A 23,795-nucleotide genomic window follows, 5' to 3' on the forward strand; every position below is an offset into this window, starting at 1 on the left:
AATTGACGAAACTCGCCTCTTGATAGATGATATTCTTATTTGAAAGAAATATAAGAGTAAATCAAATGCATCAACAACAATATATCGATAACCCATATTCATAATGAATGGAGGATTTACTGACGGTGGCAGAGACCCGAAAGAAAGACGGTTTTGATTCACAAAAGCTGTTTATCCAGCCCGAGTACATGCTCGAAGATCTCACGGCAAGCGATTTAACGAATGCCTTGTATGTCAGCGATATTGGCTGTTTTCCAAGCGCAATGTTTCATTATCGGGAACGCAGCGAAGGATGCGATTCGCATATTCTTATTTATTGCGTGGAAGGCGAAGGCTGGCTTGAAACTAGTGGTGACAAGCAGATGAAAATTGAGCCCCGGCAGCTGGTGGTCATACCCGCAGGGACACCGCATCGTTACGGCGCTTCTATCGATAATCCTTGGACAATCTATTGGATGCATTTGCGCGGAGAACATGCGGCACAGCTCATCCAAATTTACGGGCTTGATACCAACCAGTTGCTGCTTCCTATTGCTATGCATACGAAATGGCTGGAGGATTTTGAGCAGTGCTATTCTCTTCTGTCAGACAAACCCTACTCCATGCCGGCTCAGATCCATGTATCACAGACAATCCGGCACCTGCTGAGCAGCGTCGGGCTGAGCACAGGGAGCTCGGTCCAAAACCAAAAAGGAGAGCGATACTTGGAGCAGGCCATTCGATACATGACCGACCGGCTGACAGGTTCATTGACACTCCCCGAATTAGCCAATCATACCGGTTTGTCCAAACAGCATTTGACCTATTTATTTTAAAAGGAAACCAGTTGTCCTCCCGTGGAATTCTACCTTCGAATGAAGATGCAGCGCGCTCGTCAGATGCTTACCTTGACGGATCTTAGCATAAAAGAAATATGCAGCACATTCGGTATATCCGACCCTTACTACTTCTCGCGACTCTTCAAGAAACTCATGGGCTGCTCGCCTACTCAATACCGAAATACCCCAAAAGGATGACGGTACAAAAACAGCCCCAATCGGGGCTGTTTAACTAACCAATAATAGGATTAACATCTCTCTTATTTTTTGTATAATACTGCCCGATAGTGGGGCACTGCCCGAATATGCTCAAATTTGCCTATCTCAATGCCTTCAAAACGCTCAATGTATGCCTGGTTTACATATCCTTGAGTGGTACCCTTGCGAACGGGTGTTATCGAAAGATTCAGCGTATTTTTCAATAGTTCCAGTCTTGAGTTTTTCAATCCAATCTCCCATGTATGGCCATACTGAATATGGTCCGTCAACATTACATTGCGGATAAAAGCGGCTGCCACGTCTCCCTCATAGTCGATATGCAAAAAGATGTCCTCCACCTGCTTGGGCCACTCTCCCGGAAGCTGAAGAACTGCAGTCTGTTCTGTCGGGTAATTGATCTCCATTTGCACATTCATTTCTTCAACCTTTAAGTCATACGTGCGGAAGACTCCTTCGACCATGTTGGATATGTCGGCATAAGACGAACCAGATACATGATCCGGCGCGGGGAACATTGAAACCCTCATTTGACTGTTCCCTTCCGTCGTACAATTTAATTGCCCCTTCTGCTCATGGAGATGGGCACTGCTGATGACGAGTCTCTCCTGACCCCACAGGCTGAAACGATACGCCTGCAATGCTTCCTTACGGGTCAAAGTAAGCAGTCGAACAACCTGTCCGTTCTGATTGGTAAGCTGTACCTCATGTTCACGTCCGGCTCTCGGACGAATGACCCACTGCTTCTCCCCTTCAACAACAGATGCGCCTGCAGCGGTTAACATGGAGAATGTTGCCTTTGAGATCACATACTCGGGAACAATTCCTTCATGAGCATAAAAAACCGCCGTATGTTCATGATCCAGCAGAGTCAGAGGCTGGACGGTCGCGCTAATGATCTCTATGCCATAAATGTTAAGGTTAAAAGGTAAAATAGCCGCGGTTCCACTGCCAAGCTTAAATGTTCCTTCTGATGGAAAGCGCACCTGCCCTCTTGCCGTTTCCAAAACCAAGCTTACTTCACGTTCTGGCATTGAAATGTGATCTTGAAAATTATTAAGAAACACAAATCCCCGTCCTTCTCTCTGACGAACGGACCAACGAAGCTCTACGGTGTTTTCCGGTACCAGTTCTTGCTGCCCTTCAGGTATGACACTTCCCATTGGGGCCAGCTTCCCGCCAAAGGCATCCAGAAACATGGCAATACTCCGAATGCGGTCATACGACTCGCCAATCCGTCCGAATTCACCGAGCGGTGATTGATAATCATAAGTGATCTTGGGCAAGGCGTGTTCATTCATAAACGTTTTTTTACCGATCGGATTTGACCCGCCGTGATACATATAATAACCAACAAGGTTGCTGCCATTTGCAAGCTTCACAACAGTCATTGCTTCCACACTGGAGGCGGGAACGTAAGGACGTGCGTTATAGCTTACCTGCATTCCACCCGCCAATTCACAATAAGCTGCAGGATAGTCCAGCGTATCATAGTCAACAGGCTCTGCAGGGCATAGGTGCAGATCACGAAAAAGATATTCTCTGCTCGGCGGCTGATTCGGAATCCAGGGTGTATAAGCATATCCTGCCAGCATGGGCAGTGTTCCCTCCTCTGGCACAGCTGCTCCTCCCCATGCTGTCACCGTAAAGAATAATGGCTGAATGCCAGCTTCCTCAGCAATCCGACGCAGCTCAGCCAAATGCTCCTTGCCATCCCGGCCAGACGTGATATATTTGCCGCTTTTATACCCCCATGCATCAAGCGGCGCACCGCAGTGCATGTATTCATTCTCCAGCTGCACGGCGATAATTGGGCCACCCTCCTGGAAGTAGCAGCCTTTTAACTGACGTGCAATTTCCCGGTACAATCTTCTAGCAAAATGCAAGTAGCCCTCGTCGTTGGATCTGACCTCAAAAGGATAATTAAAGATCCAATCCGGCAGCCCTCCGTTACGTACCTCTCCATGACAGAATGGACCGATCCTCATAATTAGCGGCAAATCATGCTTGGAACACAGATCGACAAAGTGACGCAAATTCAGATCTCCCGACCAATTGAATACACCTTCTTCTTCCTCATGGAAATTCCAAAATACATACGACGCAATGATATTAACACCGCCAGCCTTCATTTTGAGCAGCTCCTCTTCCCACTGAAGATAAGCAAATCTCGAAAAGTGAAACTCACCTACTACCGGAATAAAGGGTTTGCCATTATGGGTCATGTAATAGCTCGTAAAATCAAATGCTTCTCCCTGCGGATTTTCTCCACCATGGCCGGAAAGCTTACCCTGGCGAATTTCCTTGTCTTTCTGATCAAGTTTATAAAAGACTTCATTCTTTTGCAGCAGTTCCTTCATGATAATCCTCCTTAAAATAATAGCGTTTACAAATTTACACGCCTCATATGGATGACAATCAAGTATTTGATATGTTTGGTTCATCCATTTGTTTTTTTACCGTGCCGGTCTTTCCCAACTGAGACCAATAACGTTCTCCATTATCTTTGTCAGCCGTCAAGGTGAAACAGGATAAAAGGGTGAAGAGTCCGGCAATACTCCCCAGGATGATATAGGTCGTCGGGAAATCCAGCACCTCATACAACCGACCAACGATAGGCGAGAAAACAGATACAACGAGGGAGCCCATAAAGAGATACAGCAAATACATCGTTGAAGACAGCCGTTGATCGAAATTAATGGCTATATATTTAAAGATGGCCACCAAAATAATGGGCTTCTCCAGCGAGTGAATCATTTTCATAACCGCAATCCATACCGGACCCAGCGGAATGGATGAGCCTATAATCCGGAAGGACATGATGGCTCCAGCAATAATCAATGCCCATTTAGCGGTAGTTTTGTTGACGAACCAAGGCGTTACAAATAAGAAAACGAATTCAAAAAAGACCTGTACGGCTCCCAGATCGCCGAAAAACTGATTGCCTTCAGCTTCTGTACTAAACTGAGCTACAAAGTAGGTGGCGAACTGTTGATCGTACACCTCATAAATTTGAGCGACACCTACCATAAAAAGCATCAGGAACCAGAACTTTGTGGTACGAATAAGCTGAGACACATCGGAAAGGCGGAGTGAATCGGTTCGTTGCAGCTCCTGATCGGATATTTCAACCTTCGTTAAGATCACACAGATCAGCGCTACCAGAGCCGAAAGCGATGCTATCCAGAATGTCAAATTAACATCGATGTTAATTACTCTTCCGGCTACAAATGTAGCAGCCGCCCAGCCGAGGGAGCCCCACATCCGTACTCGGCCATACTCAAAGTCATATTTGCGGGACACTTTATCCATATAGGAGTCCACGACACCATTCCCTGCGTTAAAAACCAGACCAATAAAGAGTGCCCCTACAATGGCTCCAATCACAAAATGGCTTTGCAAAAGCGGCCCATAAACATAAATAAAGAAAGGCCCTACCAACAGCAGAATCAGGAACAGCACATACAGCAAATGTTTTCTTAAACCAAGCTTATCCGACAGGTAGCCGAACACCGGCTGCAAAATAAGGGCCACAATGGAGTTCGCTGAATAAAGAAGACCGGTTTTGGTGCCAGAAATACCGAGGTTTTGACTCAACCATATCACAAAAAACGACATGGCTGCCGACCATGTAAACAGGTATGCAAAATTAAAAATACTCAAAGACCAATAATTGTGTCTAGTAACCGACATTTTCATACGTTGCTCCACCTTTATGTTGTTTTCAAAAAGAGACTACGCACGACCCTCGTTATAGCACTTGCATTATAATGGTTTGTTTTATCCAGAGAACGGAATATCTTTCTGAAGATTTCTGGCATTCGTTCAATGGATTTTTATCAGGTTTTTCTGTTCCATAACGGAATTTTAACTTGCTTCTACTCATATGGAACACCTGAAACGAATACAATCATTCAATCACTCCTTGCGTTATGTTATTATTCGATAATACGCTTTCATACAGCAGTTTTAAATTAACTGAAAACTGTTTATAATGGATTATTTTCGTATTCATAACGAAAAAATAATGTATACAAACGAAACAGCTCTGAAGCATTTAACTTTCTAATATCTTAAAAAAGCCAGAAAAAGCGCATTAATGCGAATCTTCTGGCCTCCTCATTATACTTCTATTGTTCATTTTCCTGCTTCGTAGTTGATGGCACGCCTTCTGTATTGTATCTATAGGCATCAAATACGGGGAGAGCTTTGCCGTCAAAGTCAAACAACGTGGTATTGGAGACAACATTTTTACCCGGAAGATCGTCTGCTTCCCTGATCGCCCAGCCTAATCCCGGTGCCGGGATCATAATGGGATCCCAGTACAAGTCGCCGATGACTCTGCCGTTATTTACGCTCTTCAAGCCGTTAAACAGTTCATACATAAAATCCCGCTGCCCTTCCCGGCTGCTCATGCTGGCAGGGTATGGCCCATTGTCCACGAGTTGTCCAGGACTATTATCCGGCAGAGTTGGATTCCAATTAAATCCAGTTTCCATGATCATGATATCCTTCTCATATTTTTGACCGATATCGTTAAGGAAATCGACCAGCTGGCTTACCGTTTTCTTCGTCCAGTACGGGTAATAGGAAGGCCCGATAATATCATAATCGACTTGATATAGGTTCAGTTGATCGAAAAAATCATAATACTTATTGTAATTCCCTGCATCATCCAGATGAATAATGACCTTGGTCGACGGTGATACCGCCTTTACTGCCTGGGAACCCGCCTTGAGGAATCGGGCAAGATGATCCCAATTATGATCCCAATTCTCCGAAGTCGCATCTTCTATTTTGCCAAAAGGGTAGAGTAGCCCGCTCTGCATCTCATTGCCAAGAGATACATACTCTGGTGTCGTTCCCTGCGCTTTCATGGATTGCATGATCTCCGTCGTATAATCGTATAGAAGCTGATATAGCTTGTCCACCTTTTGCTGTTCTGTTGTGAGATTTTGGATTTGCTTTTGCCATTCGTTCGGAATAATCTGAAGCTCACCATTGGTCCAGTAATCGCTGTAGTGAAATGAGAGCTGGATTTGCAAACCTGCCGCTTTGGCACGCTTAGCCAGCTTCAAAATATCTTGTTTATCCATAAAGCCAGCGGGACGGTAGTATTCCCCATCTCCCTTACCTTTGCCAGGATCATTATATAAACGCAGGCGGACGATATCATGTCCTTCCTCTTTCAATATTTGGAACAGATCCTTTTGCTTCCCTTTCCGATCATAAAACTTACCGCCCTTAGCTTCTATTTGCGTTAACTCAGATACATCGCCACCTTTGGGCAGCTTGTAGGGTCTGTTGTCATGTACAAGTTCTACAAAGTCCAAATTCAACCAGTTTCCAGCTTTGGCATCAGAATAGATTCCTACAGTCATTTTGCCGTCATTGACCTGAACGCCTCTCACGGTTACCTTGATCCATTGAGAGGAAACCGGAAGTGCTGTTCGTGATTCGGACTTATCAGCTCCCTTAGCATACAAATATGCAGCCCTTTGTCCGCCACTGTTCTTCGTCCAGCCGGTCAGGGTATAATAACCATTTTCCAGTCCAGTCAAGATCTGCTCCGTTCGTACTTGATAATCCTTCCTACTGTTGGCATGCTGTAGGCTGTGTTGTCCGCTGTAGCCTGAAGTTGCCTGCTGTGAGGATGATTTATCCCCTGAGACCTGCCAAGTCTTAAGTTTACTGTCCTGTGCAATTTCAAAATCATAATTTGCTATAGTAGCTCCGACAGGGACAAGATTTTCATTGGGGCTTAGACTGCTTTCAATGCTGCCGTCGGGCACTGTAACCTGTGGGGATTCCGCTTGACTTATATTCGAGCTGTTCACACAAAGTACGATCACTAGCAGCAACATAATCACGATTTTTCTAGTACCACCGATAAATTTTATCATCCTTGCACCTCCATCAGGATAGGTATAAGCTGCTTGTTGACCATTGCTGTTCGATCTAATCGTCCCCTCCTTTCGTGATAGAGCCCATACTCTACACCTATTCAAATTGATTGGAAGCGCTTCCAATTTATAGTTTACTTATTTCCTTGTTTTGATACAATGCATAATAGACGGATAAAGCTGGAGTATTTTCTGTTAAAGGTAGTTACATAACAAAGATTGACGGTAGTAATATATAAGGGTCCTTCCATATGAAAGGACCCTTATATACCATAAATATCACATATTCTCAATAATTACTTAGGATGATAGTTTTATTCTACAAGCCCTCATTTTTATTGTCCAATTAAGTGTAGCCGATCCAGTATTATGAATCAGCCAATATAACCACTCAATTCCCCGTTCTGTTTCTTTTAGAATGGATGGCCAGAGAGGTCTCAAAAGCAGAGTGACCCATAACGCTTTTACGTAGTTAAACTAAACAAGCCGCTATATTAGCGACTTTTAATTTGCACGGTCTAATGTCTTAAACTACAACAATAAATTTCCTTACATTGATGGGATCTTACCAAAGTAGGGGAATTTATGTGAGCTCCAAAATAATTTCCGTTCTCAATTCTACCTCTTGTTTTTCTTCTTTCTTCCCTTATATGCCACCCTATATGACTCATTTAGACGTGCTTATTGCTAAAAAGAGAAGATGCTGTTTGGATGAAAACATCTGTGGCTTTAGATATGTCGTTAATATCTGGCACTGCTATATTAATATCTCTAAACATTCTAGGTTTCAATTCGCGTAATATCACTTGCTCCGGCATAGATGAAAGTGCTCCTCTAGTTGTTACTATAATCCCTAATCCTTCTTTGACCATACTTAATGCTGTATCTAGATGATCGACTACAAACCGAACTTTAGGTTTCATTTTAAACTCTTTGAATATCGCATGTACTTGTACCTCATAACCGCCTCTTCCAAGAATTAGGTTTTCGCCTTCCAGATCGGGGATCTCTATGGATTCTTTCTGAACTAAAGGGTGATCTAAATGGATAACTACAATTAACTCGTCCTTTACCAATGGAATAACATCAAAATCATTTTCAGGAGGAATTGTTATTCCTACATCAACGGATCTAGTTCGTAACCACTCTTTAACTTGATCTACACTGCCTTCCGAAAGCTTGACTTCAAGACCGGGATGCTTTTCTTCCATTGTGCGTATAATTTTGGGAATAAACCTTGTACATGCTGTAGGATAAGCACCTATATGAACTTTCCCAATTTCTAATCCTTGTTCTGCCGCAATTAATTCATCCACTTTTTGTAATTCACTCAGGACATTTCTAAAAAGTATTAATATTCGTTCACCTACATCAGTAAAAACTAATCCATTTTTCCTGTTTCTTATAATCAGCTTCGTACCTAATTCTGATTCAACAGCTGCCACAATGCGACTTACCGCCGGTTGTGTCATATGCAACTCTTCACCTGCTTTTGTAAAACTACCTGTTTCCGAGATTTTAACAATGAGTTGAATTTGTAATTCATTCCATATCAATTTTGATATCTCCCTTATAATAAATATGCATTTTATTAGATGTAAAACTTAATGTAACATAAAAGAAAATAATACATCAAGAAATTACTGGAGGTAATTAGTGCATGGCAAATCGTTACAAGTTATTTCTTTTCGCACTTATACTAGCTTCTTTTAATCTTAGGCCTGGTATAACATCAGTGAGTCCGGTCTTACATGGCATAACGGAGAATTTAGGCATGAATTCGACTTCAGCCAGTTTACTGACTTCTATTCCTTTATTATGTATTGGTTTTTGTTCATTATTTGCTGGCCGTCTAGCCAATCGCTACCAGTCTGAGAAAATCATTACCATCTTCATAGCTTGTATTGGTGTTGCAACATTTCTACGCTTCTTTACGAATTCCCCAATATATCTATTAATTACTTCTTTACTCATTGGTGCAGGAATTGGTATTGTAAGCCCGCTAATGTCTGGATTCATTAAAAGTTATTTTCCAGATAAAGTGGCACCTATGATCGGCATGTATTCCACTTCTATGGTAGTAGGTGCATCCATTGCTATAGGATTAACAACCCCTCTTCAACACTGGTTTAATGATTCATGGAAGATTGGGTTAGGATTCTGGTTTATTTTTTCCTTAATTGCCGTTCCACTTTGGTTGATGGTAATAAAGCATCCTCATACTCTCAAAAATACTGCATCACAACGGAGAAGTGCTTCCTTACCTCTAAATAATAAACAAGCCTGGTTATTAACTTCTTTTGTGGGAATTGTAATTCTTCTATTCTATTGTTTTGCAGCTTGGCTTCCAGCTATTGTGGAAGATAAGGGATATGCTTCATCATATGCTGGTCTTATAGGCACCATATCTATGATTGCACAGCTACCTGCTACTCTATTATTGCCTTTTCTCTTGAGATCCATTCCAAGTAGAAGATTCTGGATTACATTTTTCACTCTTAGTGAGATTATAGGTTTAGCTCTTTTAACTTTTACAAATATTACACCTATCGTATCGAGTATATGTCTAGGAATTGGTGCCGGTGGACTTGTTTCACTAACCTTGTTATTACCCATTGATAAAACAAATTCACCTATTGAAGCCAGTACATGGTCAGCAATGACACAAGCAATTGGATATATGATCGGTGCAGTAGGTCCTATTATCATTGGCTTGCTATATGATTACACGGGAAGCTTCATTCCAACATTGTATCTTCTTATTGCCATTGGGTTCATCGTGATCTTCTTAGGTTGGAAAATTACTAAACCAACAGAGAAAGCAAATGTAGGATAGAAGGAACCAACTTTTTCCGATGCTTTCATACTTGTCGTAGACAACACAATAAAGGAAGCAGCTGATCCCAATGGTCAGTTGCTTCCTTTATTTTATCAATTAAAATTGTCCTACATTACCAAGGTATAATGCCTTCTTTGTTGGAGAATGTTCCTGTCGGGCCGTTCTCATCAAGGAGAACGAAACGAAGAGCTAGAGCAGCAGCTTGTTCGACTGTGTTCGTACCTTGGAAGTTATTCATATCTGTTGCTGTGAATCCGGGGCATACCGCATTGACTTTGATGTTGGTTGACGCAAGTTCCACGGCAAAGGCAACGGTAACTGCGTTAACAGCAGTCTTGGAAGGACCGTAGTAACCGATGGACAATGACCCGGGTTCAAGGTTACGCGTCAATGAGCCCAGTTCACTGGAGATATTTACAATGCGTCCCGCCTTTGCATCACGAAGCAGTGGCAGCATCGCTTGCGTGACGGCAATGACGCCAAATACATTGGTCTCAAACAATCCGCGTACCTCGTCAAGAGGCACCAGACTTGGAGTATATACATTCTTCATCTCTTCTTCAGTTGTGCCTAAAATACCACTAAAAGCGATACCCGCGTTGTTAACAAGAACATCAAGCCGCCCAAATTCACGCTTGATTCGTTCCGCAGCTGCGTAAACCGATGAATGGTCAGTTACATCCAACTGGATGCCATGGGCTTCCGAGCCTATATTCTTCGCGGCTGTTTCACCATTCTCGAAATTGCGAGAACCGATCAGAACGGTGAAACCGTGTGTCACGAGGTCTTTCGCAATTTGATAACCAATTCCTTTATTAGCTCCAGTGACCAAAGCGACAGGTTTATTATGCATAGTTAATCTCCTTTAATTCATAGGTTGTATTTAGTCCATTTAGTGTCGAGAGTGATATTAAACGGAACCATGTTCCAATTATATACGGAACATTGTTCCGATTACAATACTTTTCTAAATTCTTATATGATTCAAAAATGCGTTATTAAATGCAGCTATGTTGAGTACGTCTATTTTTAATAGTATAATGTTCAGATGGAATGGTTTAAATCTGAGAGGGGCATTTTGTATGGAACGGAAAGAACAAAATACTGACAATACCGTGGAGCCCCACGATCATAAAGATCGATACTTACGTGTGGATGCGAAGCGCAATAATTGTGCCCTGCTCCAATCTGCTCTGACTGTATTCACAACTTCGGGAGTTGATGCGCCAATCCGCGAAATTGCCAAGCAGGCAGGTGTGGGAGTCGGAACAGTATACCGTCATTTTCCCCAAAGATCAGATTTGATTCTGGCTGTCATTGGTCAGGAAATGGATAACTGTGCAGAGGCTGCAACCACATTGACTGCTAAACATGCACCTGGCGAAGCTTTGGCCCTATGGATGCAGACGTATGTTGATTTCATTTTATCCATACCCGGACTTGCAGCAGCATTACATTCGAGTGATCCTGCATATGAAGCACTAACGGAGTCCTTCGATAGCCATTTTATTCCGATATTGGAAAGTCTGCTTCATGCAGCTTCAAATGCTGGTGAGACATGCCCCAACATCAGTTCCACCGGTTTGTTGAATGCGGCTTCCAGCCTATGCCTAAAGATCACCAACTTCGATCCTGCAGTCGCGAGGGATTTGGTATCCTTGCTCATAGATGGGTTGCGATATCGTTCCTATATCAACCAACAATCCTCGAAGTGAGCCGATAGCTCAACACAAAAAGTTCTAGTTTCGGTAACCCTGTCAAGTAGACAAAACATACAGGACAAATTTAAGCTACGACCGTTCACCGGTTTTCCACCGAAGAGTGGTAGTTTTGTTTGCTGTCTTATTCGAATCTATTTCTTGGTCTTCAAATGAGAGTAGAACGACTCAATACACATGTTGATTGTTTCTCATGGACTTCTTTGTTTTTAGCTGTCGTACTTCATAATACAATCCGTCATGTATTACAGTACTTAATGAAGTATTAAGAGTATATGCTCACTATTTAGATTTCCATCTAATCGTTGATCGAATCATGTTCTTGTCCATTCCGGCAATCGGTACAAGTTCTTGTCCTTGGCTCGGGACACGAACTTGTACCGATAACATAAAAAAGCCGCTAAGTTAGCCACTTTCAATGGGAATTACTAATTATATCTTGGTATTTGAAAGGATTTTCTTTTCATCAATCAATTTGGATGGGGTGACATCATTACCCTCAGGATCAACCACAGAGACCGCAAGCATCGTTGTTAGAAGTTGTCCACGGATCATTTTCAAATAATTTTGCCGAAGTTCCATCTGCTCTGATTTCTCCTGGTCGGTCAAACCATTATTACTTTGTTTTCTGCTTAATTCATTAATTCTGTCCAGATATGGGGTCATCATGTTCGTACTCTTCTCTGTTTTTAATGTGGAACCAAGCTTGATTGTACTTGGCAAATCTGATCGCATATATTTAGTAAGCTAAATATATATTGAAGAAATAGAGAGTTATAATATATTTCTCTCCATTTGTTGCATTAATTGTCTTAATATCAGCCGATCTTCCGGAGAAATGGATTGAAGTAATTTTTCCTGCTGCTCCCTCCATTTAATCTCAACCGGTGTCTCTAATTCTTTGCCTTTGTCCGTTAGAAAAATACGCATGATCCTTGCATCTTGTTCATCACGTTTACGATATATAAATCCGTTCTGCTCCAGTGATTTAACCATGTTCGTTACCGTTGGCGGTTCGCATTTCAAGTGTTCACATAGTTGCATTTGTGTTACCCCATCACCCAACCACAGACGATACAGCAAATTATCTTGCCCTACATAGAGATTAAGTTCCCTAAGAGATTCACTATAATTTCGCCGCATTTGGGAGGAAATCCGATCTAACGACTGTCGGATATCACAATCTACTGCATCCGTCATGAATTATCCCTCCCTGTCATCCGAATTATATTTAGCAGACTAAATGTATCACGGTGATATACAGGTGTCAATTTATCTTAGAACCTGCCCCCTAATTTGGGGGCAGTTATCCAGGTCCAAGGTTCAAAAGTATGCCTTTGCTAAACTTATTTTTTGGCAAATCCTTGTTTGTTCAAATAGTCCATCATTTGAGGCTGAATACTTCTCTGAAGATGATCCTGGATGTGGTCACTCCATCCTTTTACTTTTTTCACTGTGAAAGGTGCTTTCACCGGACGACTTTCATAATAGTTCAACATGGTTTCATCATAGATAGCTAATTTCTCTTGATCAAGTGATTGGTACTGATTTTCAAGTAATACCATGGATTGAGGCAGCCGAGGTTTCAGCTCAGGTTTATCTCCAGCTGGATTACCGATGCATAACCCCACTAAAGGAATCACATATTTCGGTAAATTCAATACTTCAGATAGTTCGTTAATATTACTTCTGACACCGCCAATAAATACCCCGCCGAGCCCCAGGGATTCGGCCGCGGTTAACGCATTTTGTGCCACCAGTCCGGCGTCGAATGAACCGATCAAAAGAAATTCAATATATTCGATATCCACTTCCGGGGCAATTTGATGATTTCGATTGAAATCTGCACAGAAAATCCAAAACTCAGCCGCTTCTTCAATATAAGGTTGATTGACAGAAAGTTGTCTGACTTTTTTTCGAAGAACCGGATCTGTGATTCGAATAATGGACACGGCCTGCAGGAGACTGAACGATGAAGTTTGATTAGCTGCCTGAAAGATTGCATCTCGTTGTTCCTCAGTCAGGGGTTGAGATGTGTAAGAACGAATCGATGTATGGTTATGAAGCAATTCAAGCGTATTATTCATTAAAATCCTCTCTTCTATTCGTTTATTCAATATTCCCGCATTCCATATTCGTAAGGGACGCAATGAAAATCATTTGAAATTTTCCTTTTTCAGCTAATTTAGCCCGTTCCACATAACTATCCATATTGGTGTAAGCTGCCGGGGCAGTGCCAGACATTCTCCATGCGCTGAATTCAGCCCCATACCCAGAAACCATCTGTAGAGCCAGTTGCATCTCACTTCTTGTTTTCATTTAGTTCTTCTCCTTCATTCCGGATAGGCGCAGAGTGGAATCATCTTTTTGTAGTGTGATAATAATTAGCCTGCTAAATAAATGTTGAATGATTTTATTCTGTTCAGTGACATTGACACTATCATAAACTCATTTGTTAAATCTGCAAAGAGGGCAATATGAATGAACATAGTACAACTTTTTGTACCTTTAGATTAGGAGTGATCGCAAACGATAAAGAATCCGCAGCTGCAATGTGCTTGATCACTGCGGATTCGAGTTTTTTAGCATCAAAAATATTGACGTTCACCGGTCTGTGCTGATTTTTCGACGGCATCAAGTAACCGATGAAGTTTCACCGCATCCGCGAAAGTAGGTGTTAAGGTTGTTCCTTCTTGAATATCTTGGGCGAACTTACGATAAGCCTGAGCCATATTCAGAACAAATCCTGAGTCGTCTTTGAGGGAATCTGGGACCCAGTAATAGGAATCGGGAATGGTTAGCTCACGAAGCTCTTTGTCAGTAGGTCCTGCACCGCGTAATTGGTGTGATCCGAATTGAATGGATGCAGGCGCACTCAGCACGATTGTGCCCTTGTCTCCGAAAATTTCAAGCGTTAGTCCTGTCTTATGTTTGACTCCACCTTGAATATGAACACTGGCTGCTGCACCACTCGTTAATTTTCCAGTAATCAGTATTTGATCATCTGTCGTCTTCTTGATGACTTTCTGAATATCCACCAATTCGACTTCAGGAAACTGCTGTGCTGTGAGGGCAGAAAGTTCTGTAAAGTCCCCAAGCATGTAGGTAAATGCATCCAGATTATGACCACCTACAATGGTCAGCAAGTTCCCTCCAATCTTCCGATCAAACAAGTACGCACTGGACTTGTCACCCACGCCACCCATTCCATCAATGGAGATCTTTAGATTGGCAGACAATACGTTTCCAACATAACCTTCTGCCATTAAATCTTTCACATACTGAATTGCCGGAGCTTGTCTGGCCTGTAATCCAATAGCATTTGGCAATTGTGCGGACGCTACCCATTCCTCCATTTCGAGTGCTTCACCCGTATTTGATCCCAGTGGCCATTCGCAATATATCAGTTTACCAGCAGGAGTAATGGCTTTAACGGCATTATAATGTTCCTTGACGTTAATACTGACGACTACCATGTCCACATCAGGATGTTGAGCCAAATCCTCCATGTTATCAAAGCCGTAATCTGCGTAGAAGGCTTCTGCGCTCTTCTTCGCACTCGCCATATTGCTTGTCCCAACTGCCGTAAGCTCAAACTCATCCAAATGCTCAATGGCTGGAATATGCGTGCCGCTTGCCCATCCATTATTAATTGAAGCACCTATGATTCCTGTACGAATTTTTTTACTCAATGTAAAACATCTCCCTTATTTTGAATTTTGATAACTTATCTATGCCCAAATCTTTCAACAAATCATTTCAATAACTGTTTGATACCTTTTGGAAAGGTCTCTTCTGCCTGTGTTCTACGCTCGTATAAGTCGTACCATGCCTCAGCCACTTGATCCGGATCAAAACCTGTATCTTTCTTGATCAACGGACTAATCGACATATGCCCAACGAATACACCATGCGGAAGCAAACGTTCGTGCAAATTGAGGATATAGTTTCGTAGCCCCGACATGGCTATACCTGAATTTCCAAACATGGAACTTGGAATCATGGCAGATAGTTCACTTGTAAAAAGAAGTGCGCTCTCAACTGTGGTTTCCAAGACAGGCGTCACTGGCACATTTCCGTTATGGGGACTGAATTCCACCACATCGATTGTGTCAAATGTATTTCTAATTTGTTGAAATTCTGCAATGAGTTGCATCTTGTTCGTAATATCTGCGGCGAATCCTTTGGCTTCAATCCCCATCTCATTCAACTGGTCTGCATATTGATTGAGTTTATCCTGTGTTCTGGATACCAAAGCGATGCGAAAACCATGTTTTCCAAATGTTTTGGCCAATGAGAAACCGAGGCCGGGCCCAGCCCGATAATAGCAATTGTTTTCAAAAGGGAACCTCCTTCTTCAAAAATAATAATCCTTTTGCTCATTGGCAGTAGCGAACTCATGATAAACTCTCCAACTTTTGCATGAAATGTCTGAGTATCAAACGATCTTCCACAGTCATGGAATGTAGTAATTTTTCCTGTTGTGCTTTCCATTTGATCTCAACCGGAACCTCTAATTCTTTTCCTTTTTCTGTGAGATAAATTCGCATAACTCTTGCGTCTTGTTCATCACGTTTGCGGTATATAAACCCATTTTGCTCTAGTGATTTAAACGTGCTCCGCAGATCCCATCAATTGAGGTTTCGGCACTCGATAACCTTTAGGCATCCAAGATTCGATTTCCCTTAGCTTTTCCAAGGCTTCTTTCTCCGTTTCACCAACGATGGGATTTTGAGAAGACATAATCAGTAGATCGTCTGGTAAACGCCCTTGATTTTGCACTTTTCTTTTAAGTTCAGCAGTGAATTCCTTAAGATATTCAAACTGATCTCCTGGAGCCATGATGACTTCGGCATGCTGTGCAGCTATATCCATGAATTCCAAGGAGGTACCGGCTTGAAAGATGACCGGTCTGCATTGTCGAGATCGACTAACATTTATTGGTCCCTCCACTGAAAAGTAATTCCCAGTATAATTTAGTGGATGCATCTTACTCGGGTCATAAAATACCCCACTTTTCTTATCACGTATGAATGCATCGTCTTCGTACAAATCCCAGAGGCCTTCAACAATCTCTAAAAACTCTTTTTTCATGGGATAAAGATCTGCTTTCCTTAAATGGGACCGACTGTAATTGGCTAACCCTCCCGGATTAGAGGTGATCGCATTCCATCCTGCTCGGCCCTTGCTAATCTTGTCGAGTGAGGCTATTTGTCTAGCAACAGTAAATGGATCAGAATATGAAGTGGCTATTGTCGCGGTCAAGCCAATGGAGTGAGTTACCATACTCAATGCAGACAAAATAGATACGCCCTCAAACATGCTTAGATAGTGTGATATCATGCCAGGTCCAATATGACTTACGTCCGCTAAAAAGATGAGAACGAACTTTCCTTGTTCAAGTTGTATGGCTTTTTGAACGTAATAATCAATATTTTAACTGGCTTTTTCTGGAATATCAGGATGTTTCCATCCCGTATAGTTCCAACCAACGCCATCAATAATCCCTCCTAATTTTAGCTTTTTTCCTTCCATTGTTGAATGATCTCCCTTTCATGAGTTCATGTATTCCCCTGTGATAAACCTAATTCACCTGCCAGTAATTCATGCCCTTTCTTTCGGCTTTCTTGATTAGGATAAAAATCTGCAATCATGATTTCATTCACTAAACTTGCTTTTGAAATGTGATGAAGTCGCTCAGCAACCTGTTCAACATTTCCAATAACAAAGCGTTCTTTGTTTCGTTCCTTAGCGCGCTCTTCTTCTGATGTATAAATGTGATTTTTGGCTTCTTCATGTGTAGGAAAAGTAAGATTTTTCATGCCTGTGCTCATCTGTGCCCACATTAACTCCGCCGGTCCTGCTATATATTTAGCCTCTTCTTCCGTCTCAGCTGTAATAACGATCGTTGCTAACATACTTTGGGGTTCACTTAAATAGAACGAAGGTTTAAAATTCGAACGGTAAGCTCTTAGCATAGGAATAGCTAGTTGCGGTGCCAAATGAGCTGCAAATACAAATCCTAATCCTTTTTCTAAGGCAAACTGTAATCCACCTTCGCTAGATCCCAACATAAACATATTTGGAACCTCCAGGAGGATTGATGTGACTAAACGGGTGTTTTTCTTTAAAGTTACGGTCAAAAAAGGAAAGCAGGTTATCTAATTGCTCTGGAAAATCATTAACCTCCATTAATTCTCGGGATCTTAGCAATGCCCACATGGTTCTGCCATCAGTACCTGAAGCCCTGCCGATCCCCAGGTCAATTCGCCCTGGATATAATCCTTCGAGAAGAGTAAAGTTCTCCATAACTTTCAAGGGGCTGGGATTAGGCAACATGATCCCTCCGGAACCTACTCGAATACTTTTGGTGTGAGCTGCTGCATGAAGGCTCAGCAAGTCTGGTAAAGTACTCATCAAGGTTGTTGTGTTATGGTGTTCAGTGAACCAGTACCTTGTGTACCCCCACTGTTCTGCTAATTGAACCATTTCCGTTATGTTTTGGAGACTTTTCTTAGCATCACTTCCTTTAAAGACATGAACGAAGTCTAAAATCGAAAGTTGTAGTCTATTTCCTGTATTTACTTATCAGTAACTCCTTTCTGTGCTATATTTATTTAGCTTACTAAATATAAAATCAAAAAAACGCAATTTTAGTTATCCTACTAACTATAAAACGAACATTATCCTTTCGCATTTTAGGTAAACTAAAATTTAATTGTTTTTGTTTGTTGACACAATCATAAAGTCATTATGTTCATTTACAAAGAGGGCAATATAAATGAACATAGTACAACTTTTTGTACCTTAAGATTAGGAGTGATATCAATGAGGGTCTGTAATGAAGGATTTGATGAAGAATTTATGGACGAAAAAAGGGATATGTACGCGATAGCATTTACCCAAAATGTTCTTTCAGGACGTTGGAAATATTTTATATTATGGTATCTAAAAGGAGAAACACACCGTTATACGGATATAAAAAAATTTCTTGGAGGTTTATCACAAGGCTCTCTCACAAAGCAGCTTAAAGAGTTGGAGAACGATGGAGTTATTAAACGTAATGTTTATCCGGAAGTTCCTCCGCGAGTAGAGTATTCGTTAACAGACAAGGGAACCAAATTACTACCGATCCTTGAGAAGATGGAGGAATTCGGTAAAGAATACGGCGAAAAACCTTAATCTGATGAAGTTTCCAAACAGGCTTATTACCGAAATTTTGAATCCAAAGAAGACATTTTTATTAAGCCTTTGTCCAAACTTCTTCTACGCAATCCGTGCTAACGAGCAAGGAAATCATACAACCGATTTCACAGTTGATATGGTTGCCTTTTACGGTCTATATGGTGAACGCAAAAAAGCGCATGGAAGCTGTTTATGCGTCACAAGGAATAGCGCGGTAAAATCAAAAGGGTGCCAGCATTCAGCAGCACAAAACCATAATTTTTTTTCAATGCTTCCTATGCCGCTTTCTTATTCATGCCCTCATTCATAGATATGTGCGTGTTGCAGTAAGTATTGGCATGTATGGTCAGTCATGTCTGCTGGCGCTCGAGCCACATGGGATAGCTGGTATTCTATAGATATCATTAGGCTTTTTCGTCAGCCGGTACGAGAAGTTCTTTTTGTATCTCTGAACTCAAATTACTATTTCAGGATTCCTTTTGCATTTGCAGATATAAAAGCAACAGTGAATAGCTTTCGGATGGGGCGCGATCCAATTGAGAACAACGTGACCCTTCAATGTTAAACAACTGTCGACCCACTGAATGACATTAGTTCCAAGATTTCAACGAATCATTCCTAAACATTTCTGCAACGAGTATGAATACCATCACGCTATCGTCTCTTCCTACAGTCTTCCTGGCTTGTTTGCTATTAGATGTTAATCAAATCGGTAATCGGACCAAGTTCCCTTTTCAGCAAAGGAACCAAGTTCTTGTCCTCAACTCGGAAAAAAACTTGGTTCCTCAAAACAAAAAAGCTGCAAAGTTCCGCTCAGGTAACCCTTTCCCAATGGGCTGTACGCACGAAGCCAATGCTGAGTTCTTCTAACGTAGGCAGCAGTTCGTCTTCCGGACATCTTCACCACAACGAATCGCTCTCGATGGCCGTGAGCGGCTGAACGGAATGCGCGCGTCGAATGGTTCCCACGCCCGCCTCCGACAGTCCCCCATGTTTATCTTTTTCCGCCTGAATCAAATCTCCTAGCGCCCAGGCTACTTTCCTTCGATTGAATAGAAATGATTAATAAGGGTGAAACTTTGTGTCACTGTACAACTTCTATGTGTAACAATTCGATACAAATCGTATCCAAAAATTTAAACAAAAAGACCAAGCAACTCTTATCCCTCGACATTTCTTTCTCAATCATGTTAAAGAACAAGACCTTGATACCCTTGTCATATCGGCGAATCGGATAACGGCCAGTCATCTCGTCAACTTAACCATTCCTATACTCAAGGAGTCTAGCTGCATTCCGCCAAGGAGATAATAAAATCGGGATCTGGAAAAGTTAATTCTATTTTTTGATCTTGATAGGCTACCGTAACTCTTGTTCTCTCAACAGCCCGTATCCTTGTATTTAGAAGACGCCCACCTTCCCATTACATAATATGTGAATAATTTCCCGAAGTAAGATTTTGCTTCCTAAATTTTAAAAAAATGCGTTGCTTCCCAAAGGGGACGGGACTGACCCAGGTTTGTGAGACAAGGTTCAAGACACCTTTCAAGTTTAGTTAGCCAGTTGTCGGAATTCAATCGGCGACTAATTATTTAGTTTCTCGTTTGGATGGTATTGCCTTTTCCCTGTCTCGCAAATACGTGCCACTTTCGCGGCATACGGCGTTCCATCTTTAAGTAGCGATATTTACTGTCAACTTTTCTCTGAAATCTTGAATCTTTCTCCAAACATTAGTACCTAGATGGGAGCAGCCTGCGGTACTAGGCACGATTCATGTAGTATTCAAAATTGTACATGTCCGATGTCATCCCTTTTGCAATGAGCTCCGAGAGATGTATGCTTAGTAACTCGTCAGCCCTTGTCATTAGTGGCTTCTTACCTGTTATTAGCGCGTTTATTTGTCTTCCTTCTGGAGTATATGGCGTTTCTTCTTGGCTATTCAGACGTGTCTTTTCCCATTTACAAAAGGATAAGTTGGTTATACTTGTTGTGCTTTCCTGATATATAATAGCCGGGATCTTCGTTGTTTACTGTGAATGAATAGACGTTAATTTGTTTGCTTGATTTGCCGGCAACCATTTTACCCCATACTTTTTCAGACTTGCGTATACAGTTAACTTTGATACTTATCGATCAACTACTCATTATTTTTTTCTTGAGAATGCACATTCAAAGCGGGATGTAAAAAATCCAAAAACCGACTTTCAAGACAGTCTCTCCAGTCTTGTAAATTATTTTGTATGCTGCGGATTCAGCATCAGGCTGACATTACTTTACGCATCCAACGTATACAAGCGCAGATTCTCCAGCAAAGCCGCTGGGCACAGGCATGTGCTCTGCATCGGATAGAACCTCTGCTCATCGGAGGAACCATGGAAAGCCAACATCGCCTCCAAAACATGGTAGGCCAGTTCACCGCTGGCACGGTGAGGCCGTCCGCTGCGGACAGCGTAGGCCATATCGCCCCATGTGTTCTCTTGGTAGCCTGGCAGAGCTCCAGCCGGAGCTGGTGTGGGAATACAAGCCACTCCCCTGGAACTCCCGACCAAGCTGCATTTTCTTTCTTGAGAGTCATCATCTCGTCGTAATAATAAATGTTGGGGGCACCCTAATCCGCCGGCTTGTAATTTCGCCTGGGCTTTGTGCTTTAGCGAAAGTATAGGTATTGGTATTGGTATTGGTATTGGTTGTTTTCCCTATAGCGCTACTTGCTGTCATTTCCAGCGTATTGCGGGTACCGGGCGGATCGCCCCGCGCCTAACGTCAGTTTATGTCCGGAGGAAAAAGACCGCCGTTCAGTCTGTAAGTACCACTGTCGGAATTGCTGTAATTGAGCGTGATCTCCAGACTATCCCCATGGAATGCTCCTTCCGGTTTATCGATCGTAACCGCCGGTTTTGTCCCTTGGGGATATTGCGAAGTAATCCGGCCTTCCTTGATCCATTTCTCGCCACTTACGGCATATCCAGGCATTTGCGATCCGGGCATCTGATTTCCGCTTGAGTTGAATATGACCTTAGCCTGCGTCCAGCCCGGGGCCCTATACACATACCAGCCGTTGCCTTCATCCTGCATGGCCACGCCCGGCCAAGCTGAGCCTTCCCTGAGCGGAGTCACGGAATCATCGTAGTAGTAGATGTTCGATGCTCCCCAGCCGGAAGGCTTGTAGAAATGAACGGTTATGCCCGATCTCGGTTCCTCCTTCGTATACTTGAACATCTTCTCTGTTTGACCGGACAAATTCGCGGCGACAATTTTCAGAACAAACGTCGATCCGATTGGAGTCCCAGCGCCAATGCTGACCATATCTCCCGAGCTGAACGGAGTCGTCGGCCCCCCGTTCAAAGTGTAGGTTGCTGAATTTGCATTGGAATAGTTCATTCTCACGTTAACAAAATCTGCAAAGAAGGCGCCTTCCCCAGGATCGACGGATACTGTCGGAGTTTGCTGCGCCGCATTATACAGTACGGCGATCCTGCCTCCGTCCAGATGGCCGGTAATTCTGCCGTTCGACACCGTAAACGATCCACCGCCGTTGGCCTTGTTCTGGTAAACGCCGTCCTCCAGTCTGGTAGGAGAGTTGATTTGAGCATTGCCTCCAAGGTTCACAATCGTCATGCCTTTGGTTCCGCGTTCAACCTGCATAATTTGATTCCCTTGCGTCCTAATGTATTCGTCTTGACCTACCATGGCATTGTGGAACTTGTTAACGGCAACAATATCCGGGTCCTTCCAGAGCGTATTCCCCGCGTCGCCGAGCCGATTCGCAAATTTCCCACCTCCTGTCGGTCTGTTGAAGAACAGAGAGGTCGTTTCCGCCCGAGAGGCGATGATTGACCAGCCCATTTTGATCTGCCAATCGTTCAACCCTGTCGATTCGTTGTTGTCGTTAGCATAAGTGTCATGCGATTCGACCCAGGTAACTAATTTGGAGGGGCTTACATTATTGGCGTTAAAAGATTTGGCCGCATCAACATTGATGCCACCGTGATAACCAACGGCGCTTCTTACACTGTCCCCGTAGCTGGAGGCGGCCAAACTGAGGTAATTGGCATAGCCGGCAAAGTTGTCAGCTCCGCCTTGAAGCACTTCCCCGTAATTAAACAGTTTGTCTTTATTATTCAACGAGTCCAGTACCCGGGGCCAGAAGTTGGAGCCCCCCGGATCGTTGGGCAGCTCAATATGCTTAGCGGCGTCGAATCTGAAACCGTCGGCGCCCAAGGAAATGGCGTCATTCAGGAAGCCGATAATGATATCTTGCAACTCCTGGTTAGACGTGTTAAGGTCGGGCAGGCCAATTCCCCACTGCGTGACTTGCCAACGGTCATTCCAGTTTTCCACCCCTCTGGCCTCATGCCAGAGATACCTGTTATTCTTGATCACCGAATCAACATTATGCGCCGGCTGATACTGCTGATTTCCACCGCCCGCATTCCCTGTATGATTGGCGACAACATCAACGATGATACTGATGCCGTATTTATCTGCTTCCTGGCAAAGCTGTCTGAAATCATCCCTGCTTCCCAATTGAGAGTTGCCTATTTTAAAGTTGATGGGCTGGTACAAAATCCACCACTTGCTGCCTTCTGTCAACCCTTCCTTGTTGGCTTGGATTGGCGAAGTTTGCACCGCTTTAAATCCCGCCTGAGCCAGTTCAGGAAGGTTCCTGGTAATGTTGTCAAAAGACCAGTTCCACGCATGAAAAATAAGACCATCCTTCGTCCTTTCCGGGAGTCCGTAGTTTGCGACAGCCGATAGCTTCGCATCCGAACCGCCTAACTGCTGAACATCAACATTCGCCTGTACTTCGGGATTAAAGCCAATCATTTGCAATAACAATGCGACAAAGAGAACGATACTCCAGGTACGTCTCAAGATGGGGCTTTCCTTCCTCCTCATACTAAACTCTCCTTTTTGATTTTATTTTACAACCAACCTCTCTTGAGAGATTAGGAGTAAATAAAAGAGCGTGAAACAAAATGTATACGCTTTCAAAGAGGCAATCGTTTGCACATGATTGCACTCAGAGACATGATTTCATTTATCTAACAATTTGTCAATGATTATATTAAAGATAAATTTCTAACGGCCTTTTTCTCCCGTCATTATTACTCACTG

At 42.8% G+C, this 23,795-nt stretch carries 20 protein-coding genes and 3 pseudogenes; 5 read left to right on the top strand and 18 right to left on the bottom strand.

The annotated features are described in order from the left end of the window. Positions 1-125 precede the first annotated feature (125 nt). Positions 126-815: an AraC family ligand binding domain-containing protein gene (locus tag ACQ4MX_RS01025; protein WP_431088829.1), complete on the top strand. Its 690-nt coding sequence runs from the start codon at positions 126-128 to the stop codon at positions 813-815. A 15-nt stretch (positions 816-830) separates the two neighbouring features. Then, a pseudogene (locus ACQ4MX_RS01030) lies at positions 831-1,016 on the top strand (helix-turn-helix domain-containing protein); the annotation flags it as partial. A gap of 62 nt (positions 1,017-1,078) precedes the next feature. On the opposite strand, the gene ACQ4MX_RS01035 reads toward ACQ4MX_RS01030, so the two are convergent. From ACQ4MX_RS01035 to ACQ4MX_RS01050, 4 genes are all read right to left on the bottom strand, one after another. Next, positions 1,079-3,394 carry a beta-galactosidase gene (locus ACQ4MX_RS01035; RefSeq protein WP_431088830.1) on the bottom strand — a complete coding sequence of 772 codons (2,316 nt, stop codon included), beginning with the start codon at positions 3,392-3,394 and terminating at the stop codon, positions 1,079-1,081. Positions 3,395-3,452: 58 nt separating this feature from the next. Further along, entirely contained in the window at positions 3,453-4,727 is a 1,275-nt protein-coding gene (locus tag ACQ4MX_RS01040; RefSeq protein WP_431091214.1) for an oligosaccharide MFS transporter, read from the bottom strand. Positions 4,728-5,164: 437 nt separating this feature from the next. Further along, positions 5,165-6,937, bottom strand: coding sequence for a glycoside hydrolase family 53 protein (locus ACQ4MX_RS01045; RefSeq protein WP_431088831.1), 1,773 nt, complete (start codon positions 6,935-6,937; stop codon positions 5,165-5,167). Between the two features lie 671 nt (positions 6,938-7,608). Further along, on the bottom strand, positions 7,609-8,493 hold the full coding sequence (locus ACQ4MX_RS01050; protein ID WP_431088832.1) for a LysR family transcriptional regulator: 885 nt from the start codon (positions 8,491-8,493) through the stop codon (positions 7,609-7,611). A gap of 104 nt (positions 8,494-8,597) precedes the next feature. Here ACQ4MX_RS01050 and ACQ4MX_RS01055 point away from each other — a divergent pair, with 104 nt between their 5' ends. Then, positions 8,598-9,773, top strand: coding sequence for a CynX/NimT family MFS transporter (locus ACQ4MX_RS01055; protein ID WP_431088833.1), 1,176 nt, complete (start codon positions 8,598-8,600; stop codon positions 9,771-9,773). A 115-nt stretch (positions 9,774-9,888) separates the two neighbouring features. Here the strand turns inward: ACQ4MX_RS01055 and ACQ4MX_RS01060 are convergent, their stop codons facing one another. Continuing rightward, positions 9,889-10,629 carry an SDR family oxidoreductase gene (locus ACQ4MX_RS01060; protein ID WP_431088834.1) on the bottom strand — a complete coding sequence of 247 codons (741 nt, stop codon included), beginning with the start codon at positions 10,627-10,629 and terminating at the stop codon, positions 9,889-9,891. Between the two features lie 229 nt (positions 10,630-10,858). Here ACQ4MX_RS01060 and ACQ4MX_RS01065 point away from each other — a divergent pair, with 229 nt between their 5' ends. Further along, positions 10,859-11,491 (top strand): TetR/AcrR family transcriptional regulator, encoded by a 633-nt coding sequence (locus tag ACQ4MX_RS01065; RefSeq protein ID WP_431088835.1) that lies wholly within the window; start codon positions 10,859-10,861, stop codon positions 11,489-11,491. A gap of 435 nt (positions 11,492-11,926) precedes the next feature. Here ACQ4MX_RS01065 and ACQ4MX_RS01070 read toward each other — a convergent pair whose 3' ends face one another. The 10 genes from ACQ4MX_RS01070 to ACQ4MX_RS01115 all read right to left on the bottom strand — a co-directional run bounded on the left by ACQ4MX_RS01070 (position 11,927) and on the right by ACQ4MX_RS01115 (position 18,049). Then, entirely contained in the window at positions 11,927-12,163 is a 237-nt protein-coding gene (locus ACQ4MX_RS01070; protein ID WP_431088836.1) for a DUF896 domain-containing protein, read from the bottom strand. A 105-nt stretch (positions 12,164-12,268) separates the two neighbouring features. After that, a complete protein-coding gene (locus tag ACQ4MX_RS01075; protein WP_431088838.1) occupies positions 12,269-12,694 on the bottom strand; it encodes a MarR family winged helix-turn-helix transcriptional regulator in 426 nt (141 codons plus the stop codon). A 146-nt stretch (positions 12,695-12,840) separates the two neighbouring features. Then, on the bottom strand, positions 12,841-13,581 hold the full coding sequence (gene nfsA / locus ACQ4MX_RS01080) for an oxygen-insensitive NADPH nitroreductase (RefSeq protein WP_431088839.1): 741 nt from the start codon (positions 13,579-13,581) through the stop codon (positions 12,841-12,843). A 22-nt stretch (positions 13,582-13,603) separates the two neighbouring features. Then, entirely contained in the window at positions 13,604-13,813 is a 210-nt protein-coding gene (locus ACQ4MX_RS01085) for a hypothetical protein (protein ID WP_431088841.1), read from the bottom strand. A gap of 269 nt (positions 13,814-14,082) precedes the next feature. After that, positions 14,083-15,186: a Gfo/Idh/MocA family protein gene (locus ACQ4MX_RS01090; protein WP_431088842.1), complete on the bottom strand. Its 1,104-nt coding sequence runs from the start codon at positions 15,184-15,186 to the stop codon at positions 14,083-14,085. Positions 15,187-15,248: 62 nt separating this feature from the next. Beyond that, entirely contained in the window at positions 15,249-15,788 is a 540-nt protein-coding gene (locus tag ACQ4MX_RS01095) for an SDR family NAD(P)-dependent oxidoreductase (RefSeq protein ID WP_431088844.1), read from the bottom strand. Between the two features lie 103 nt (positions 15,789-15,891). Continuing rightward, positions 15,892-16,119, bottom strand: coding sequence for a MarR family winged helix-turn-helix transcriptional regulator (locus tag ACQ4MX_RS01100; RefSeq protein WP_431091215.1), 228 nt, complete (start codon positions 16,117-16,119; stop codon positions 15,892-15,894). Continuing rightward, positions 16,103-16,927, bottom strand: coding sequence for an NtaA/DmoA family FMN-dependent monooxygenase (locus tag ACQ4MX_RS01105; RefSeq protein ID WP_431091216.1), 825 nt, complete (start codon positions 16,925-16,927; stop codon positions 16,103-16,105). The genes ACQ4MX_RS01100 and ACQ4MX_RS01105 overlap by 17 nt, the downstream gene beginning before the upstream one ends. 128 nt (positions 16,928-17,055) lie before the next feature. Continuing rightward, complete coding sequence (locus tag ACQ4MX_RS01110) at positions 17,056-17,574, bottom strand: LLM class flavin-dependent oxidoreductase (RefSeq protein ID WP_431088846.1); 519 nt, start codon at positions 17,572-17,574, stop codon at positions 17,056-17,058. Next, on the bottom strand, positions 17,555-18,049 hold the full coding sequence (locus tag ACQ4MX_RS01115) for an MsnO8 family LLM class oxidoreductase (RefSeq protein ID WP_431091218.1): 495 nt from the start codon (positions 18,047-18,049) through the stop codon (positions 17,555-17,557). Before ACQ4MX_RS01115 ends, ACQ4MX_RS01110 begins: the two co-directional genes overlap by 20 nt. A 273-nt stretch (positions 18,050-18,322) precedes the next feature. Between ACQ4MX_RS01115 and ACQ4MX_RS01120 the strand changes: the two genes are divergently transcribed. Further along, complete coding sequence (locus ACQ4MX_RS01120) at positions 18,323-18,676, top strand: winged helix-turn-helix transcriptional regulator (protein WP_431088848.1); 354 nt, start codon at positions 18,323-18,325, stop codon at positions 18,674-18,676. Positions 18,677-19,484: 808 nt separating this feature from the next. On the opposite strand, the pseudogene ACQ4MX_RS01125 reads toward ACQ4MX_RS01120, so the two are convergent. From ACQ4MX_RS01125 to ACQ4MX_RS01135, 3 genes and pseudogenes are all read right to left on the bottom strand, one after another. Next, a pseudogene (locus ACQ4MX_RS01125) lies at positions 19,485-19,720 on the bottom strand (aldo/keto reductase); the annotation flags it as partial. Between the two features lie 1,230 nt (positions 19,721-20,950). Continuing rightward, positions 20,951-21,169 (bottom strand): annotated as a pseudogene (locus ACQ4MX_RS01130) (gfo/Idh/MocA family oxidoreductase); the annotation flags it as partial. Positions 21,170-21,440: 271 nt separating this feature from the next. Then, positions 21,441-23,576 (bottom strand): starch-binding protein, encoded by a 2,136-nt coding sequence (locus tag ACQ4MX_RS01135; protein ID WP_431088850.1) that lies wholly within the window; start codon positions 23,574-23,576, stop codon positions 21,441-21,443. Positions 23,577-23,795 lie beyond the last annotated feature (219 nt).

Source organism: Paenibacillus sp. 8b26 (genome assembly GCF_050626875.1).
Classification (GTDB): Bacteria; Bacillota; Bacilli; order Paenibacillales; family Paenibacillaceae; genus Paenibacillus.

Bases quoted from the DNA above. Each gene is read 5' to 3' on its own strand.
- ACQ4MX_RS01035 (WP_431088830.1), bottom strand. From the start codon at position 3,394: ATGAAGGAACTGCTGCAAAAGAATGAAGTCTTTTATAAACTTGATCAG.
- ACQ4MX_RS01040 (WP_431091214.1), bottom strand. From the start codon at position 4,727: ATGTCGGTTACTAGACACAATTATTGGTCTTTGAGTATTTTTAATTTT.
- ACQ4MX_RS01045 (WP_431088831.1), bottom strand. From the start codon at position 6,937: ATGATAAAATTTATCGGTGGTACTAGAAAAATCGTGATTATGTTGCTG.
- ACQ4MX_RS01055 (WP_431088833.1), top strand. From the start codon at position 8,598: ATGGCAAATCGTTACAAGTTATTTCTTTTCGCACTTATACTAGCTTCT.
- ACQ4MX_RS01060 (WP_431088834.1), bottom strand. From the start codon at position 10,629: ATGCATAATAAACCTGTCGCTTTGGTCACTGGAGCTAATAAAGGAATT.
- ACQ4MX_RS01065 (WP_431088835.1), top strand. From the start codon at position 10,859: ATGGAACGGAAAGAACAAAATACTGACAATACCGTGGAGCCCCACGAT.
- ACQ4MX_RS01070 (WP_431088836.1), bottom strand. From the start codon at position 12,163: ATGATGACCCCATATCTGGACAGAATTAATGAATTAAGCAGAAAACAA.
- ACQ4MX_RS01075 (WP_431088838.1), bottom strand. From the start codon at position 12,694: ATGACGGATGCAGTAGATTGTGATATCCGACAGTCGTTAGATCGGATT.
- nfsA (WP_431088839.1), bottom strand. From the start codon at position 13,581: ATGAATAATACGCTTGAATTGCTTCATAACCATACATCGATTCGTTCT.
- ACQ4MX_RS01085 (WP_431088841.1), bottom strand. From the start codon at position 13,813: ATGAAAACAAGAAGTGAGATGCAACTGGCTCTACAGATGGTTTCTGGG.
- ACQ4MX_RS01110 (WP_431088846.1), bottom strand. From the start codon at position 17,574: ATGTTTATGTTGGGATCTAGCGAAGGTGGATTACAGTTTGCCTTAGAA.
- ACQ4MX_RS01120 (WP_431088848.1), top strand. From the start codon at position 18,323: ATGAGGGTCTGTAATGAAGGATTTGATGAAGAATTTATGGACGAAAAA.
- ACQ4MX_RS01135 (WP_431088850.1), bottom strand. From the start codon at position 23,576: ATGAGGAGGAAGGAAAGCCCCATCTTGAGACGTACCTGGAGTATCGTT.